The following is a 15,167-nucleotide window of genomic DNA, read 5'->3' as shown; positions in this document are numbered from 1 at the left end:
GACCTCGCTCAGCTCTCGCCAGGCGAGGGGGAACTGGCCCGGAACAGGCTGATGAGATCGGCGACGACCCGGCCGGCAGGATGGCCGGAGGTCAGGCCGGAATTGATGCGGTCTGACGCCGCCTGCTGGAACGCCATGTAGCCGTCATGGCGCGGCCGCACCCAGGCGCCCTCCAGCGTCGCGCGCGTGCCTCGATAGAAGTTGCCGGCCACTTCATTGATAGTCTGGTCTTCCCAGGCAGCCGCATGGCCCGGCTGGCCGCCGGCGGCGGCATAGATGCCACGCTGGACATCGCCGCTGGCGACCCAATAGGCAAAATCGATCGCTGCCTCTTTAGCCTTGGAGAAGGCTGATACGGCTATGCCTGTGCCGCCGAGCGCCGAGCCGATCGGACCATTGGAACCGACCGCCGGGATGTCGGCAAAAGCCAACCTGTTGGCGCGAAAACCCGACGCCGCATAAGAGACGTAGCCATAGATCAGCGGCGCGCAGACAATGCTGGAACCAGCCTCGGCCATGCGTTCCGAAACGGCGATCGGGTCCATGTCGAAGCACGTCGGGTCGACCAGCGCGGCGATCTCACGCATCGTCTCGAAGACTTCGCAGCCCGTCTCGACAGCGATGAGATCGCCCGACGGATCGGTCGCGCAGGGATGCCCGAGATTACCGGCCAGCGTGTAGAAGGTCATCAGGCAATGCGGCGGTCGCAGCGGCAGCAGCACGCGGCCTTGCCGGGCGAGATCGAGCACTTCGCTCCACGTCGCTGCCGGCGCATCGAGCGCGTCCGGCCGCCAGGCCTGCACCTGGCTGGCCGCATCGATCGGAAACGCCCATTGCCGGTCTTGCCATGTGTAACTCGGATAGGACTGGCCAACGCTCCCCGACGCAAGCGCGGCGCGTTCCGCCTCGGGGCCGGCGACGTCGAGAGGCTCGAGGCAGCGCTCCGCGGTGATCTGGCCGACATGCGGATGGTCGATGACGATGAGGTCGTAGGCGCGCGCCAACTCCTCGACCGGGAAGGACTCGAAATCCTGCAGCGAACGCTTGTCCCATTCGATGGCAACTCCCGTCCGCTCGCGCCATAGCGCCGAGCAGGCAACCATGGGATCATAGCCACGCGGATGGCTCCAGGTCATACCCCTAAGCTTGAGGCTCACAGGTCGAACTCCTCGCGGATTTTTGCGCTGTGCTCGCCGATACGGGGTGCCGCGCGGTCGACCTTGGCCCTGATACCGTCGACCCTCAGCGGCGAACTGGTGGTGAGGATCGAGACGTCGTCCTCGCGCGTCACCGTCTGCAGCATGTCGAGGGCCTGAAAACCCTCGCTTGCCAGCATCTCCGGCCAGGTCAGCACCTTGGCGCACCAGATGTCGGCGGGTTCGAGAATGGCCAGCCAGTCGTCGATGGTCTTGGTCGCGATCCTCTGGGCGATGATTGCCTTGATATCGTCGCGCGCGGTGAACCAGGATGCCGGCTTGTCGCGATAGGGAGCCAATTCATCGAGCGACAAAAGGTCGGCCAACTTGGGGATCGGCGTCATGGCGATGGCGAGATAGCCGTCCTTGGCCGGATAAACTCCGTAAGGCGCCGAGAGATAGGCATGCGCGCTGCGGAAGCTCGAGCGCCTAGGCAGGCGGCGCCCGTCATTGAGATGCGTGGTCAGCACCTCGAACTGGAAGTCGACCAGCGCTTCCAGAAGGCTGGTCTCGATATGGCTGCCCTGGCCTGTGATGCCGCGCCGCACCAGTGCGGCCAGGATGCCTTGCGCGCAGGCCGCACCCGCCAGCATGTCGCCGATGGCGAGGCCGAACGGCACCGGTCCCTGGTCTTCGTCGCCGTTCAGCCACATCACGCCGGAGCGCGACTGCGCCAGCAGATCCTGGCCCGGGCGCTTCACCCACGGGCCATCCTCGCCATAGCCGCTGATCGAGGCATAGACCAGGCGCGGATTGATCTGGCGGACGGTCTCGTAGTCGAGCCCAAGGCGCTCGATGACGCCCGGTCGGAAATTCTGGATCAGCACATCGGCCTTGGCCAGCAGCCCGCGCAATGTATTGAGGTCCGCCTCGTTCTTCAGATCGATGGCGAGGCTTTCCTTGGCCCGGTTGATGGCATGGAAGATGGTGGAATCGCCGCCGATCTCGGTGTCGCTGAGATAGAGCCGGCGCGACAGGTCGCCGCCGTCAGGACGCTCTATCTTGATGACGCGGGCGCCGAGATCGAGCAGCCTGAGCGAGCAGTAGGGTCCGGACAGGAATTGGCTCATGTCGACGACGACGAGACCGGCTAGCGGCAATTCGGCTGCTGCCGGCATTTCTACTTCTCCGTCTTGCCGACGAAATCGGCAGGGTTGCGGTACTTCACCGTCTGCAGATGCTCGCAATAAAGAACGAGCTCGCCTTCGCCCTTGAACACCTCGTAGCTGGCGCGGATCAGCCCCATCTCCTTGTAGCGGGGGTGTTTGTCGAGGTTGGAACGGATCGAATAGATCGTGTCGCCGATGAAGACAGGCTTTATGAATCGTAGCTTGTCATAGCCATAGGAAAAAGCGTTGACGCAGTTGGTGGCGACCAGCCCGAGGCCCGCCGAGAAGACGAACGCGCCGGCAATCAGCCGCTTGCCGAAAATGCCCTCGCTCTCGGCAAACATCTGGTCCTGCACGTAAGGATGGATGTCGAGCACCAGTGTGTTGAAAAGGTGACAGTCGCCCTCGGCCATGGTGCGACGCAGCGAGCGGATTTTCTGGCCGACCGGCCAGTCCTCATAGAACCAGTTCTCGGCGTTCCACACCGGCAGGGCGGCATGATCGGCGGGCATATTCCTGGGATGCGTCGAGACAACGCCAACGGTTGGCGCGAAATCGCTCATGGCGTAGTCCACCGGGCTCGCGAGAGCGCCCATCCAGCCATTCGAGCACGCTTCAAAGCGCCTGGGTGCACGACGTCTCCTCCCGTCAATCTTCTTTTGTAAATACTATTTTCACATATGGGGTCGCGTTGCAAGCGAGGACAAGCGAAATTTTGGCGGTCCCACGGCACTGAGCACCGGCGGGCAGGGAGGGAAAACATGCGCAAAGCCTGTCTGGTCTTCGTCGGCAGCCTGAACCGCGAAGCGCCTTATTTTCAGGGTGCGCGAGGCGTCGGCCTTGGTGTCTACGGCTTCGACGAGGAAACGCTGGAAACAAGAAAGCTGGCCGAGACGAATGATATCGACAACCCGACCTTCCTGTCGTTGACGCCGGATGGCTCGCGCATCTACGCCAATTCGGAAGTCTTCTCCTGGCGCGAGGGCACGGTCTCGGCCTACAGCTTCGATCGCGGCTCGGGCACGCTCGCCTATTTGAACAAACAGCCATCGCTGGGCAGCATCACGGCGCACAATACCGTCACGCGCGACGGCACCAAACTCCTCGTCGCCAATTACGGCATGGGCGAGGGTGGTCCGGACCGTGCGGTGGCCGTGTATGGTTTCGACGGGGAGGGCGCATTGTCCGCGCCATTGGCCAGCGTTTCGCACAAAGGCACCGGCCCCAACGCGACGCGGCACGAACGCTCGCATGCCCACAGCGTCACCGAAACCATTGCCGGTGGAACGGCAATCGTCGCCGATCTCGGCATCGACCGGCTGGTGTCCTATCGGATCGGACAGAACGGAAGTCTGGTGAAGCTCGCAGAGTCCGCGCTCCCTCCGGGTGCCGGCCCGCGTCACATTGCCTTGCACCCGAACGGCCGCTTTGTCTTTGTCATGAACGAGCTGGATTCGACCGTCGCGTCGATGGCGCTCGACAATGCGACCGGCAGGCTATCGATCATCGACACCAAGCCGGCGGTGCCGGCCGAGGCCCGCGACAGCAATCACTGCGCCGATATCCAGATCTCGCCGGACGGCCGTTTCGTCTATGGCGGCAACCGTGGCCACGACAGCGTCGTCATCATGGCGGTCGACCAGCAGACCGGCAGCTTAAGTCTTGTCGGCTATGTCCCTTGCGGAGGCGCCACGCCACGCAACCTGGCGCTGACGCCTTCGGGCGGCCATCTGTTCTCCGCCAACCAGAATGCCGACCGCATTTCGATCTTCGTCCGCGACGCCGGCAACGGCATGCTGACCAATACCGGGCGCAGCATCGAGATCGGCACGCCGATGTGTGTCAAGATCGTCGCGTGACCGCCGGCCAGCAGACTAGCCGGGCTCAAGCCTCTTGGATGGCCGAGAGCTTCCAGGTCGAGCCATTCTGGCGCGTGAACGTCCACAACTCGGTCGTCTCCGTCGGATGCTCTTCGTCGCCCTCGACGACCTTGCCGCTCGCCCGTTCGCGCATCACGTCGCGAGACTCGTAGCGCAACGCCGCCGTGGCGTAGTCGCGGTCATCCTCGCGCCAGCTTTCCGCGATGTCGGCCTGCAGCAGGGTGACGTCGGACACTTCGTTCCTGAGACCTTTCCGGGCATTGTCGGCCAGCTCTTCCGAGAGATAGGATACCATCTCGGGCGTGACCGACCGGCGCAATGCCGCATGGTCTTCGCGCCCGAACGCTTCCTGGACATCGGTCAACAGCTGCTGGAACGCGTCAAGGTCGGCCTGGGCCAGCGTGATCTCTTCGGATCGGGTGGTCTCGTAGCCTCCGCCCGATCCGCCGCCAAACCCGGGAATTGTGAAGGAGCCAGCGCTGCTCGTGTTCTGCTGTGCCGTTGCGCGGTTCTCGAACCGTGAAGCTTGGGCATCGCCCATGCCGGCGAGCGCGGGCGCGGGGCCACGCGCGGATTGCGACCGGAAGAACCTGATGGCCAGCATGATCGCGCCACCGATGAGCAGGGCCTGGAGCAGGAATCCGAACATGCCGGCGAGGCCGCCGAAACCTTGGCCAAGGAGCAGTCCGATCAGGCCGCCGATCAGCAGGCCGCGCATCATCGTTCCACCGAAGCCGCTCATGAAGCCGGGCCTCTGCAGTCCGGCCTGCGGCTGCCGGGCCGCATTGTTCACGCCGGTGTTGGGTGTCATCGAACGCTCGACCGGCGCGGTCGGCGCCGGCGCGGTCCGGGTCGGCGGTGCCGATTGGAACGTGCGTGTGCCGCGGCTGCCGAAGCTGCCGCCGCGCCGCGCCTCGGCATGGTCGATCGCGACCATGGAGAATGCAAGGAACAGGCCGGCAAAGAGGGTGGCAAATCGGCTTGTGCGGGAAATCATCGGGGTGACCTTTATCGCTGTGGTTTCGGACGTTTTCGGCAAAGGGCTGGCCTCGGGAAGACCGGGCTCATATGGTCAATCGAACAGCTCTTCGAAAAATGATTTCTTTCGCTTCGGATAGCGGTGGCCATGCGAGCGGGAATAGTCGTCATCGCGGTCCCGGCCGTGTTGCGGCTGGGCAAACGGCGCCGGCTGTGGCTGCGGCGCGGGCGACGCGTCCCTGCCGGACCGTTCGACAATCTTATCGAGTTCGCCACGATCGAGCCAGACGCCGCGGCACTGCGGACAGTAGTCGATCTCGATCCCCTGGCGTTCGCTCATCACGAGGGCGACGCGGCAGGAGGGGCAAACCATGCCAAGGAGGGAAGATGTCATGCGGGGCTCCTAACCAGAAAGGAATGAGCCCGCTTAACCGAAACGAATGGAAACGGGCCCGTTGAAGCGGTCCGACATCACGGTCGCCAAAGCGACAGTCAGAGGGGCCCGGCCCGCACACGGGAGTTAGGAATGCGGGGCGAAGCCTTCAAGGGGCAATGTTGCCGGTGAGAACGATTTGCTGCTCAAACAGTCACCACGATCTTGCCGAACTGCCCGTTCGATTCGAGATAGCGATGCGCCTCGACGATCCGGTCGAAGGGAAAGATCCTGTCGATGATCGGCCTGAGCGCGCCGTCCGCGAGGCCTTCGAGGATGAATGCCTTGGCCGCCTCCAACTTCTCCGGGTTGCCGGTGATCTCATGCACGAGATAGCCGCGCAATGTCAGTGTCTTGCCCAGTACCGCAGGCAACGGGAACGGCGTCGGCTGGCTGCTGAGGCCGCCATATTCGATCAGAATGCCGCCGCGCGACATCGCCGCCGTCAGCGGCTCTAAGATCGGCCCGCCGATCGCATCCAGCACCACGCGCACGCCTTGCGGCCCGGCGATCTGGCTCAGTCTGTCGGCAAGTTCCTCTTCCTCAAGGACCACGACATGCGCCGCGCCGGCGTCGAGCAGAGCCTGCCTCTTCACCGATGTCCGCGTCACCGCGATCGTTATCGCGCCAACGCTGTTGGCGATCTGGATCGCCGCAAGCCCGACGCTGCTCGAAGCCGCCGTGATGACGACGACCTCTTCGCGGCGCAGCCTGGCGATGTCGATCAGGGCGCCGTAGGCGGTGAGGTACGGCATCCAGACCGCCGCCGCGGTTTGCCAGTCGAGGGACGCCGGATGCTTGACGATGAGCCCCGCGGGAAAGGTGACAAGCTCACCGTAAGCCGGCCAGCGAACCATCGATTGCGGCGGGATGACGCTCACGGCGTCACCATGTGCCAGCCCCATCACGCCTTCGCCAATTGCCTCGATGACGCCCGCCGCTTCCAGCCCAAGCCCGGAGGGCAGGACGGGTGTCTCAATGTAGCTGCCCGCGCGCAGCAGCGCCTCGGCGCGGTTGAGGCCGAGCGCCTTGACGCGGATTTGAACCTCGTCCGGGCCCGGTGGCGGAAGGTCGACCTCCTCGATGCGCAGGACCTCGGGACCGCCATGCTGGTGGAAGCGAATGATACGGGCCATTTGGCTCACTCCAAAATATCTGACACTGAATGAGCTATGACGCGAAAGCTTTGTGCGATAAACGGCTGTTTGGATTGTTCAGTAGAAACCAGGAGTTTCGAATATGGATAGGCTCGAGAGCATGGCCGTGTTCGTCAGGGCGGTCGATCTTGGCTCGTTCGCGGCGGCGGCCACCGCGCTCGATCTATCCGGACCGATGGTCGGCAAGCATGTCCGGTTTCTCGAGGAGCGGCTTGGCATGCGTCTCATCAACCGGACCACGCGCCGCCAGAGCCTGACCGATTTCGGCCGCGCCTATTATGAGCGGTGCCGCCTGGTGCTGGCCGAGGCCGAAGCCGCCGATGCGCTCGCCGCCGACCAGCTCGCGGAACCGCGCGGAAAACTGCGCGTCACCATGCCGGCGCATTTCGGGCGCCATTGCGTCACCCCCGTGCTGCTGAAGCTGGCAGGGCAATATCCAATGCTGCAACTCGACCTGTCGCTCAGCGACCGCTTCGCCGATCTCGCCGAGGACGGTTTTGACCTCGCCATCCGGACCGGCGGTCTGGACGATAAGGCTGGCGTGATCGCGCGTCGCCTTGCACGCCAGGACATGGTCGTTTGTGCCGCGCCTTCCTATCTGGAAATTCATGGCGAACCACGGCGGATCGAGGACCTCGCCGATCACCAGGCGATTGTCTACCACCGGCCCGGCATGATCGTTCAGCCGTGGCTATTTCCGCGCGAGGGACAGACTGCGCTCGAGGTCACCCCAAACGGCCGGCTGCGGCTCGACGATCTGGATGCCATCGCCGATGCGGCCGTCGACGGCATGGGGCTGGCGTGGTTGCCTTACTGGCTGGCTCGCAAGCGCATCCAGGCCGGCACGCTGGTCGAGCTGTTGCCGGACCAGCCACGCTATCCCTACGATTGCCATGCGCTCTGGCTGCGGACGCCGCATCTGTCGCTCAAGGTCCGGTTGGCCGTCGACGCACTGGCGGCCGCCTTGCCGAAAATGATGGCGCCAACAGACGGCTTGCGCTCTTTGAGGCGTGACGTTCCGGTGCCATATGAAGGTGGCTGATAGGGTGTGCGCATCGCAGGAGAGACGGTTGATGACCAAGGGTTCGGATCTGTTCGTGGCGGCCCTCGAAAATGAAGGGGTCGAACGAATTTTCGGCATTCCGGGCGAAGAAAATCTCGACATCGTCGAATCCATCCGCCGCTCGTCGATCCAGCTGATCCTGACGCGCCACGAGCAGGCGGCGGCCTTCATGGCCGCCACCTATGGCAGGCTCACCGGCAAGCCGGGTGTGTGCATCACAACACTTGGCCCCGGCGCGCTCAATCTGACCACCGGCTCTGCCTATGCGCTGCTCGGCGCGATGCCGATGATCATGATCACCGGCCAGAAGGGCATCCTGTCGTCCCGGCAGGCGCGCTTCCAGATCGTCGACATCGTCGCGGCGATGAAGCCGCTGACCAAGCTGTCGCGCCAGATCGTCTCGCCTAGGATGATCCCGTCGCTGGTGCGCGAAGCCTTCCGCGTCGCCCAGGAAGAGCGCCCCGGCCCCGTGCACCTCGAACTGCCGGAAGACATTGCGGCGGCGGAATGCGAGCCGATCGCGCTGGTGCCGACACATCCCGTCGAATTGCCCCTGGCCAGCGCTGGCGCGCTCGATCGCGCCGCCTGCATGATCATCGAGGCCAAGCGTCCGCTGCTGATGTTCGGCGCCGCGGCGTCGCGCCCGCGGGTGACTCCCGATGTCGCCCAGTTCGTGCTGCGAACGCAGATTCCCTATTTTACCACGCAGATGGGCAAGGGCACGGTGCCCGGCGGCACCGAACTCTACATGGGCACGGCGGCTCTTTCGGAACGCGACTACGTGCACGAGGCCATCGAACAGGCCGACCTGATCATCACCATCGGCCACGACACGGTCGAGAAGCCGCCCTTCATCATGGGGGCGAAGGGGCCGAAGGTCATTCATGTCGGCTACCAGACGGCTGATGTCGAGCAGGTCTATTTCCCGCAGGCCGAGATCGTCGGCGACCTCGGCCCATCGCTGGCGCTGCTGGCGGACCGCGTCGAGGGCAGGATTCCCAATGCGCAGGCCCTGTTGCCGCTGCGCGAAGGCATTTTGAGCCGCATCGCCGCGCGCGCCACCGAAGACCGCTTCACGCCGCAGCGCATCGTACATGACGTGCGCGCCGTGATGCCGGCGGATGGGATCCTCGCGCTGGACAACGGCATGTACAAGATCTGGTTCGCGCGCAACTACCGCACGCGCATGGCCAACACGCTGCTGCTTGACAATGCGCTGGCCACCATGGGTGCCGGCCTGCCGTCGGCGATGATGGCGGCACTGCTCTATCCCCAGCGTCGTGTCATGGCTATCGCTGGCGATGGGGGTTTCATGATGAACAGCCAGGAACTGGAGACTGCTGTTCGGCTCAAGCTCAACCTCGTCATCCTGCTGCTGGAAGACCACGCTTATGGCATGATACGCTGGAAGCAGGCTGTCGACGAATTCCCGGATTTCGGCATGACCTTCGGCAATCCCGACTTCGTCAAATACGCCGAAGCCTATGGCGCCAGGGGCACCAGGGTTGGCGCGATAGCCGACCTGCAACCGGCGTTGGAACAGGCCTTCGCCGGCGGCGGCGTGCATCTCGTCGTGGTGCCCATCGACTATTCCGAAAACACCAGGGTGCTCGTCGACGAATTGCGCGAGCGACTGCCGGCGCCAAAGGCACCCTGACGGCAGCGGCAAAGCCGCCGTCAGGATCGGTTGATGCCTACAGCTTGCAGTAAGGCGTTACCGGCGCGATCGTGCCGAAATCCTTGACGATCTCGTAGCCGATGCCGTCCGCCGCCGCCTTGCCGACATAGGAATGGCAGAGTGTGTGGTTGTTGCTGGCATCGACCCGGATCTTGCCTTGTGGCGCATCGAACTCGATCGTCGGCAGCGCCTTGAGCACATCGTCGTCCTTCAGCGAGCCGGCCTTCTCCGCCGCCAGCGCGTAGAGATGCAGGCCGTTATAGCCGGCCTCGCCGATGCCATTGACCATCTTCTCCTGGCCGAATTTTTCGCGGAAGTTCGCGATGAACTTCTTGTTGACCGGGTTGTCGAGCGCCATCCAGTAGGGCTGCGGCGCGTAGGTGCCGGCGGCGACGCCAGGCGGCAGCGCGTCCTTGTTGAAGACCTCGTCGAGCGGTGCGATCAGAGGCTGCTTGATGTCGAAGCTGCGATACTGCTTGAGCTGCGTGACGGCGTCGTTGCCGACCACCATCGACCACACGACGTCGGGCTTCAGCGACTTGATCTTCTGGAAGGCCGGGCCGAAATCCGTGGTGCCGAACGGATAATAGTCGGCGCCGACAATCTTGCCGCCGGCCTTTTCATAGGCCGCTGTGATCGCCTCGGTCATTTTCTGCGGCCAGGCATAGTCGGACGCCATGATGTAGATGGTCTTGCCGAGGTTTTCGGCCACCCACGGCATCATCGGGTCTACCTGCTGCATCGGGATAGGTCCGGTGGCGACGAAGTAGCGATTGCATTCGCCGCCCTCGAAATTGGTCGGGTAGAAGAACAGCTTCTTGGCCTTCGAGGTGACGGAAAGCGTGGCGCTGCGCTCGGGCGAAATGATCGTTCCCATGATTACGTCGACCTTGTCCTCGTTGAGGAGCTTGCGGGCCTTGTCGATGGAGCCCTTGGTCGTGGTCTGGTTGTCCTCGATGAAGAGCTCCACCTGGCGCCCGCCAATGCCGTTGGCGGCGTTGAGTTCGGCGGCGGCGAGCTTGTAGCAGTTGAGCAGCGTCTCGCCGAGGATCGCCTGCAGCCCGGTGATCGGGATCGACAGCCCGACCTTGACCGTGTCTGCGGCGCGCAGGATTCCCGGCGCGCCGACCATTGCGAAGGCGGCCGCGGCGCCGCCGGATTTCAGAACAGTTCTTCTGTTTATCATTGTCGTGTTCCCTTCCAGTCCAGGCGCGCCCCATGCACGCCTTACAAAGCCAAGAGGTCCTTCAGCAGGGTCTCGTCGGCGAATGCTTCCGGCGTGCCCTCATGCACGATCCTGCCCTTCTCCATCACCAGGCAGCGGTCCGCCGCCTTGAGGACGAGATCGAGATTCTGCTCGACCAGGACGATGGCGATGCCGCGCTCGCGCGCGATGCGCGGCACCAGCTCGGCGATCGACTGCACGATGTTCGGCTGGATGCCTTCCGAAGGCTCGTCGAGCAGCAGCACCGACGGCAGGCCGCACAGCGCGCGGCCTATCGCCAGCATCTGCTGCTGGCCCCCCGAGAGCGTACCGGCGGTCTGCGCCTCGCGCTCGCGAAGGATGGGAAAATAGCCAAAGATGTCGGCTGGAATGTCGCCGTCGCCACGATCCTTGGCGGCGCGCGTGCCGACTTCCAGGTTCTGCCGCACCGTCAGCTGGTTGAAGATACCGCGGCCCTGCGGCACATGGGCGATGCCCGCCCGCGCGCGGCGGAAGGCCGGGGCATTGGTGAGATCCCGGTCGCCGAGAACCACCGCACCGCCGCTCGCCTTCAGGCCCCCGGCGATGACGCGCAGCAGCGTTGTCTTCCCGGCGCCGTTGCGGCCGAGCAGGCCGACCACTTCGCCCGCCGCGACGCCGAGGTCGATGCCGTTCAGCACCGGGAGCAGGCCGTAGCCGGCCGACACGGCAAGTGTCCGCAGCATGGTCAGCGCCTCCCCAGATAGACGTCGCGGACCATCTCGTCGGCCTCGATGTCGTGGAAGGGACCGCTGCGAAGCCGGCGACCCTGGTGCAGCACCAGCGTTTCGCAATTCAGCGCCCGCACGAAGCGTATGTCGTGCTCGACGGCGACGATCGAGAACTCGCCCTTCAGCCGCAGCAGCATTTCGGCCGTCGCCAGCGTCTCCTGCGGCGTCATGCCGGCGGTTGGCTCGTCGAGCAAAAGCAGCCGTGGCTCGATGGCCAGCGCCATGCCGATCTCCAGCCATTGCTTCTGGCCGTGCGCCAGTTCGCCGGCCAATGTGGCAGCACGATTGGTCAGCGCGACCAGTTCCATCAATTCACCGATTGGCCGCGCCGGGGAGGGGGCACCCCATCGTGCGACCTTGAGGTTGTCCTCAACCGAGAGGCTCGGGAAGACCGACGGGATCTGGAACTTGCGGGCAATGCCGAGCCGGGCGATGCGATGCAGCGGCAGGCCGGCAATGTCGCGGCCGAGGAAATGGACGCTGCCGCTGGTCGGGCGCAACGTGCCGGTCAGCACGTTGAGGAAGGTACTCTTGCCGGCGCCGTTCGGGCCGATGATGCAGCAGAGCGCCTTGTCGCGGACCGTCAGGTTCAATCCTTCGAGGGCCTGCAACCCTCCGAAGCGGATGCCGACATTTTCGGCTTGGAGCAGGACGTCGCTCATCAGGCCTGGCTCCTGCCTTTGAACAGGCTCTTCAGCCGCGCATAGATCGACAGGATGCCGTCCGGCAGGACAAAGACGATGATGACGAAGACGCAGCCCAGCAGCAGCGGCCACAGGCTCGGATTGAAGCTGCTGATCGTCTGCTGTGCGCGCTGGATGAAGATTGCGCCCAGCACTGGGCCAAGCAGCGTGCCGCGCCCGCCGACCGCCACCCAGACAATGACCTCCGTCGACAGAAGCAGTCCGGACAGATCGGGGGCAACCAGCCCGGCCATGCAGACATAGAGCGCGCCAGCAAGCCCGGCGATGGCTGCCGAAAGGATGAAGGTGACGAGCAGCCGTAACGGCGCATTGTGGCCGAGTGCCGCCGCCCGGACCTCATTGTCCTGAATGGCGGTCAGCACCGTGCCCCAGCGGCCACGGCTGATCGACCACAGCGACAAAACGGCCACCGTCACGATGGCTGCGACGAACATATAGCTCGACAGGTCCTGGCTGAGATCGACATGCCGGCCGCCAAAATCGAATTCGATCGGCGGGATCCCGATCAGGCCGCTATCGCCGCCGGTGACCGAACTCCAGGAGATGGCCGCCTGCTGGCAGATAACGCCCATGGCCAGCGTGACGATGGTGAAGTAGCTGCCGCGTATGCCGCCGAAGAACAGGAAGTAGCCGATGATGGCGGCGACGAAGGCCGCCCCCGCGACCGCGCCTGTGATGCCGACAAGGCTGGCGAAGGGGATCGCGTCATTGAGCGTGACCAATGCCATGATGTAGCCGCCGATGCCAAAGAAGGCGGCGTGGCCGAAACACAGGATTCCGGTGCGGCCCCAGAAGAAGTCGAGGCTCGCCGCGAACAGGCCGAAGATCAGCGCGTCGCGGATCACCGTCAGTTGGTAGCCGTCGGCGAAGAAGAGATAGGCGATGGCAAGCGCCACGCAGACGGCGAAGATCAGCAGCCAGTTGCGGTCCCGGGCGATCATCGCGACGCCCCGTTGAACAGGCCGTTGGGCCGCACCCGCACGGCGACGATGGCCGCCAGCAGCACGACGGCCTGCGCCAGCGAAGGCGATATCTGGTAGTTGAGGATGCTGGTCAGGCCGCCGACGAAGACGCTGCCGGCGACGAGGCCGCCGATCGAGCCGACCCCGCCGACGATGACGACGAAGAAGGCGTTGGCGAGATAGTTCACCCCCATCTGCGGCAGCACGATCGCCAGCGGCGCGACCAGTCCCCCAGCCAGCCCCGCGATTGCCGCACCGAAGGTGAAGGCGATGGCGTAGGTGCGGCGCGTGTTGATACCGACGCCCTCCGCCATTTCGCGGTTCTGGATGACGGTGCGGATATCGAGGCCGAAGGATGTGCGGCTGATCAGCAGGATGACGCCGAGCAGGGTCAGCATGGCGATGCCGATCAGGATCAGCCGATAGGCCGGATAGACGGTGAAGAAGAGGTCGAGCGTGCCCTCGATCGGCGGCGTCACCGGCTTGGCGCCGAGGCCAAAGGTCAGCTCCAGCCCTTGCTGCAGGATCAGGCTGACGCCCCAGGTGGCGAGCACGGTCGAGACCGGCCGCGAATAGAGATGGCGGATGATGGCGAATTCCAGGATGCAGCCGACCACGGCACCGGCGATCGGCGCCGCCGCCAGGCCCAGCCAGAACGAACCGCCCATGCTCTGGATGAAGTATACCGCGAAGGCGCCGACAGTGACGAACTCGCCATGCGCCAGATTGGTCACGTTCATCAGGCCGAAGCTGATGGCGAGCCCGAGCCCGACCAGCATCAGGATGCTGATCAGCGTCAGCGCATTGAGCAATGTCGTGATGGCGAAATCCATCGCTTCAGGCCGCGCTGGCGAGGCGTTGGCGCAAGCCCGTGAGCAGGCCTTCAGCGGCATCGATCACCGCCGCCTGATGCGGCTGCAGGTCCTGCCCCGCCCACTCGTCGATATGGTCCGACAGCGGGTCGACCACCTCGGTGCGGTGATTGGCCAGCGTCTCTATGACGGCGTGGCCGCAGAATGGCACATAGCCCTCGGAATAGCCGCCTTCATGGCTCATCATCAGCCGTCCGTTCGAGACTTCGGCCGCAAACGCCACCATGCGCGCGGCAAGGCGGCGAAAACATTCGCTGTTGAGCATCATGCGGCCGAGCGGATCGAAGCCGGACGCGTCGAAACCGGAAGCGACGATGACGAGATCGGGCTTGAACGCGCGCAAGGCAGGGCCGATGACGCGGTCGAACGTGGCTTCATAGGCGCCGGTGCCGCTGCCGGCCGGCAATGGGATGTTGATGTTATAGCCTTCGCCTTCGCCCTTGCCATTGTCGGCCAGCGCGCCGCGTCCGGTCGGGTATAGATTGTCCTGATGGAGCGAAATCGTCAGCACCGACGGATCGGAATAAAACACCGTCTCGGTGCCATTGCCGTGATGCACGTCCCAGTCCACCACGGCGGCACGGCCGAGCAGGCCCTCGTGCTGCAGCCGCCGCACGGCGACGCCGATGTTGGAGAACAGGCAATTGCCCATGGCCTGGTCGGGTTCGGCGTGGTGCCCGGGCGGCCGCGCCAGCGCATAGGCGTTGTCGACGCGGCCGGTCAGCACCGCACGCATCGCGGCATAGGTGGTGCCGGCGGACAACAGCGCGATGTCGAAACTGTTGAGGCCGATCGGTGCCTGAGGCCCGGCGAAACCGGATCCGCCTTCGCTCAGCATCCTGATATCATCGACGTGGCGTTGCGTGTGGACGCGCAGCAGGTCTTCCACCGTTACCGGTTCGGCAATGATCGGAACCAGATGGCGTGCCAGGCCACTGACCTGGATGAGATTGTTGAGCCGTCGTTTGGATCCAGGCGATTCCAGGTGGCGTCCAGGTTCCACGAAACGGCCGGGAGGCATCATGTCGGCGCTGGAGCCGGTATCATGCCACATCAGCTGTTCGTGAAAAACGTAGCCTGTCGCCATCCGCGGCATCCTCTAAAAACCAGACGCTAGCAGGCTAACAATCGCCCGGCCCGACCCTAAAGAGGGGCCATGTC

15 protein-coding genes are annotated in these 15,167 nt (G+C 64.4%); 3 read left to right on the top strand and 12 right to left on the bottom strand.

Features of this window, described 5'->3' with window-relative positions:
* Positions 1 to 8: 8 nt before the first annotated feature.
* From LB557_RS10890 to LB557_RS10880, 3 genes are read right to left on the bottom strand one after another with little or no spacing between them, the layout of a single operon-like run.
* Positions 9 to 1,157 carry an extracellular solute-binding protein gene (locus LB557_RS10890; protein ID WP_181177810.1) on the bottom strand — a complete coding sequence of 383 codons (1,149 nt, stop codon included), beginning with the start codon at positions 1,155 to 1,157 and terminating at the stop codon, positions 9 to 11.
* A complete protein-coding gene (locus tag LB557_RS10885; RefSeq protein ID WP_015319048.1) occupies positions 1,154 to 2,314 on the bottom strand; it encodes a CaiB/BaiF CoA transferase family protein in 1,161 nt (386 codons plus the stop codon). Before LB557_RS10885 ends, LB557_RS10890 begins: the two co-directional genes overlap by 4 nt.
* 2 nt (positions 2,315 to 2,316) lie before the next feature.
* On the bottom strand, positions 2,317 to 2,868 hold the full coding sequence (locus LB557_RS10880) for a MaoC family dehydratase (RefSeq protein WP_015319047.1): 552 nt from the start codon (positions 2,866 to 2,868) through the stop codon (positions 2,317 to 2,319).
* Between the two features lie 198 nt (positions 2,869 to 3,066).
* Here LB557_RS10880 and LB557_RS10875 point away from each other — a divergent pair, with 198 nt between their 5' ends.
* Positions 3,067 to 4,164, top strand: coding sequence for a lactonase family protein (locus LB557_RS10875; RefSeq protein ID WP_224640994.1), 1,098 nt, complete (start codon positions 3,067 to 3,069; stop codon positions 4,162 to 4,164).
* Positions 4,165 to 4,189: 25 nt separating this feature from the next.
* On the opposite strand, the gene LB557_RS10870 is transcribed toward LB557_RS10875, so the two are convergent.
* The 3 genes from LB557_RS10870 to LB557_RS10860 all read right to left on the bottom strand — a co-directional run bounded on the left by LB557_RS10870 (position 4,190) and on the right by LB557_RS10860 (position 6,732).
* Positions 4,190 to 5,182, bottom strand: coding sequence for a Tim44 domain-containing protein (locus tag LB557_RS10870; RefSeq protein WP_224640992.1), 993 nt, complete (start codon positions 5,180 to 5,182; stop codon positions 4,190 to 4,192).
* A gap of 75 nt (positions 5,183 to 5,257) precedes the next feature.
* Entirely contained in the window at positions 5,258 to 5,557 is a 300-nt protein-coding gene (locus tag LB557_RS10865) for a zf-TFIIB domain-containing protein (protein ID WP_224640990.1), read from the bottom strand.
* 185 nt (positions 5,558 to 5,742) lie between these two features.
* Positions 5,743 to 6,732 carry a zinc-dependent alcohol dehydrogenase family protein gene (locus LB557_RS10860; protein WP_224640987.1) on the bottom strand — a complete coding sequence of 330 codons (990 nt, stop codon included), beginning with the start codon at positions 6,730 to 6,732 and terminating at the stop codon, positions 5,743 to 5,745.
* Positions 6,733 to 6,835: 103 nt separating this feature from the next.
* On the opposite strand from LB557_RS10860, the gene LB557_RS10855 reads away from it, so the two are divergent.
* Positions 6,836 to 7,795, top strand: a complete 960-nt coding sequence (locus LB557_RS10855; protein ID WP_224640986.1) for a LysR family transcriptional regulator — start codon at positions 6,836 to 6,838, stop codon at positions 7,793 to 7,795.
* Positions 7,796 to 7,826: 31 nt separating this feature from the next.
* On the top strand, positions 7,827 to 9,473 hold the full coding sequence (locus LB557_RS10850) for an acetolactate synthase large subunit (protein WP_224640983.1): 1,647 nt from the start codon (positions 7,827 to 7,829) through the stop codon (positions 9,471 to 9,473).
* A 37-nt stretch (positions 9,474 to 9,510) separates the two neighbouring features.
* Here the strand turns inward: LB557_RS10850 and LB557_RS10845 are convergent, their stop codons facing one another.
* Genes LB557_RS10845 through LB557_RS10820 form a run of 6 tightly spaced genes read right to left on the bottom strand, consistent with a single transcriptional unit; the run spans position 9,511 to position 15,093 of the window.
* Positions 9,511 to 10,680, bottom strand: coding sequence for a substrate-binding protein (locus LB557_RS10845; protein ID WP_140661558.1), 1,170 nt, complete (start codon positions 10,678 to 10,680; stop codon positions 9,511 to 9,513).
* Between the two features lie 41 nt (positions 10,681 to 10,721).
* A complete protein-coding gene (locus LB557_RS10840) occupies positions 10,722 to 11,423 on the bottom strand; it encodes an ABC transporter ATP-binding protein (protein ID WP_224640982.1) in 702 nt (233 codons plus the stop codon).
* Positions 11,424 to 11,425: 2 nt separating this feature from the next.
* Positions 11,426 to 12,130 carry an ATP-binding cassette domain-containing protein gene (locus tag LB557_RS10835; RefSeq protein ID WP_140617462.1) on the bottom strand — a complete coding sequence of 235 codons (705 nt, stop codon included), beginning with the start codon at positions 12,128 to 12,130 and terminating at the stop codon, positions 11,426 to 11,428.
* Complete coding sequence (locus LB557_RS10830; protein WP_224640979.1) at positions 12,130 to 13,113, bottom strand: branched-chain amino acid ABC transporter permease; 984 nt, start codon at positions 13,111 to 13,113, stop codon at positions 12,130 to 12,132. The genes LB557_RS10835 and LB557_RS10830 overlap by 1 nt, the downstream gene beginning before the upstream one ends.
* Entirely contained in the window at positions 13,110 to 13,967 is an 858-nt protein-coding gene (gene urtB / locus LB557_RS10825) for an urea ABC transporter permease subunit UrtB (protein ID WP_224640978.1), read from the bottom strand. The genes LB557_RS10830 and urtB overlap by 4 nt, the downstream gene beginning before the upstream one ends.
* Before the next feature lie 4 nt (positions 13,968 to 13,971).
* Complete coding sequence (locus LB557_RS10820; RefSeq protein ID WP_224640976.1) at positions 13,972 to 15,093, bottom strand: class II histone deacetylase; 1,122 nt, start codon at positions 15,091 to 15,093, stop codon at positions 13,972 to 13,974.
* Between the last annotated feature and the right edge of the window lie 74 nt (positions 15,094 to 15,167).

The organism is Mesorhizobium sp. BR115XR7A, from assembly GCF_020165315.1.
Lineage (GTDB): Bacteria > Pseudomonadota > Alphaproteobacteria > Rhizobiales > Rhizobiaceae > Mesorhizobium > Mesorhizobium australicum.
This window is presented reverse-complemented; position numbering and strand designations above follow the sequence as displayed.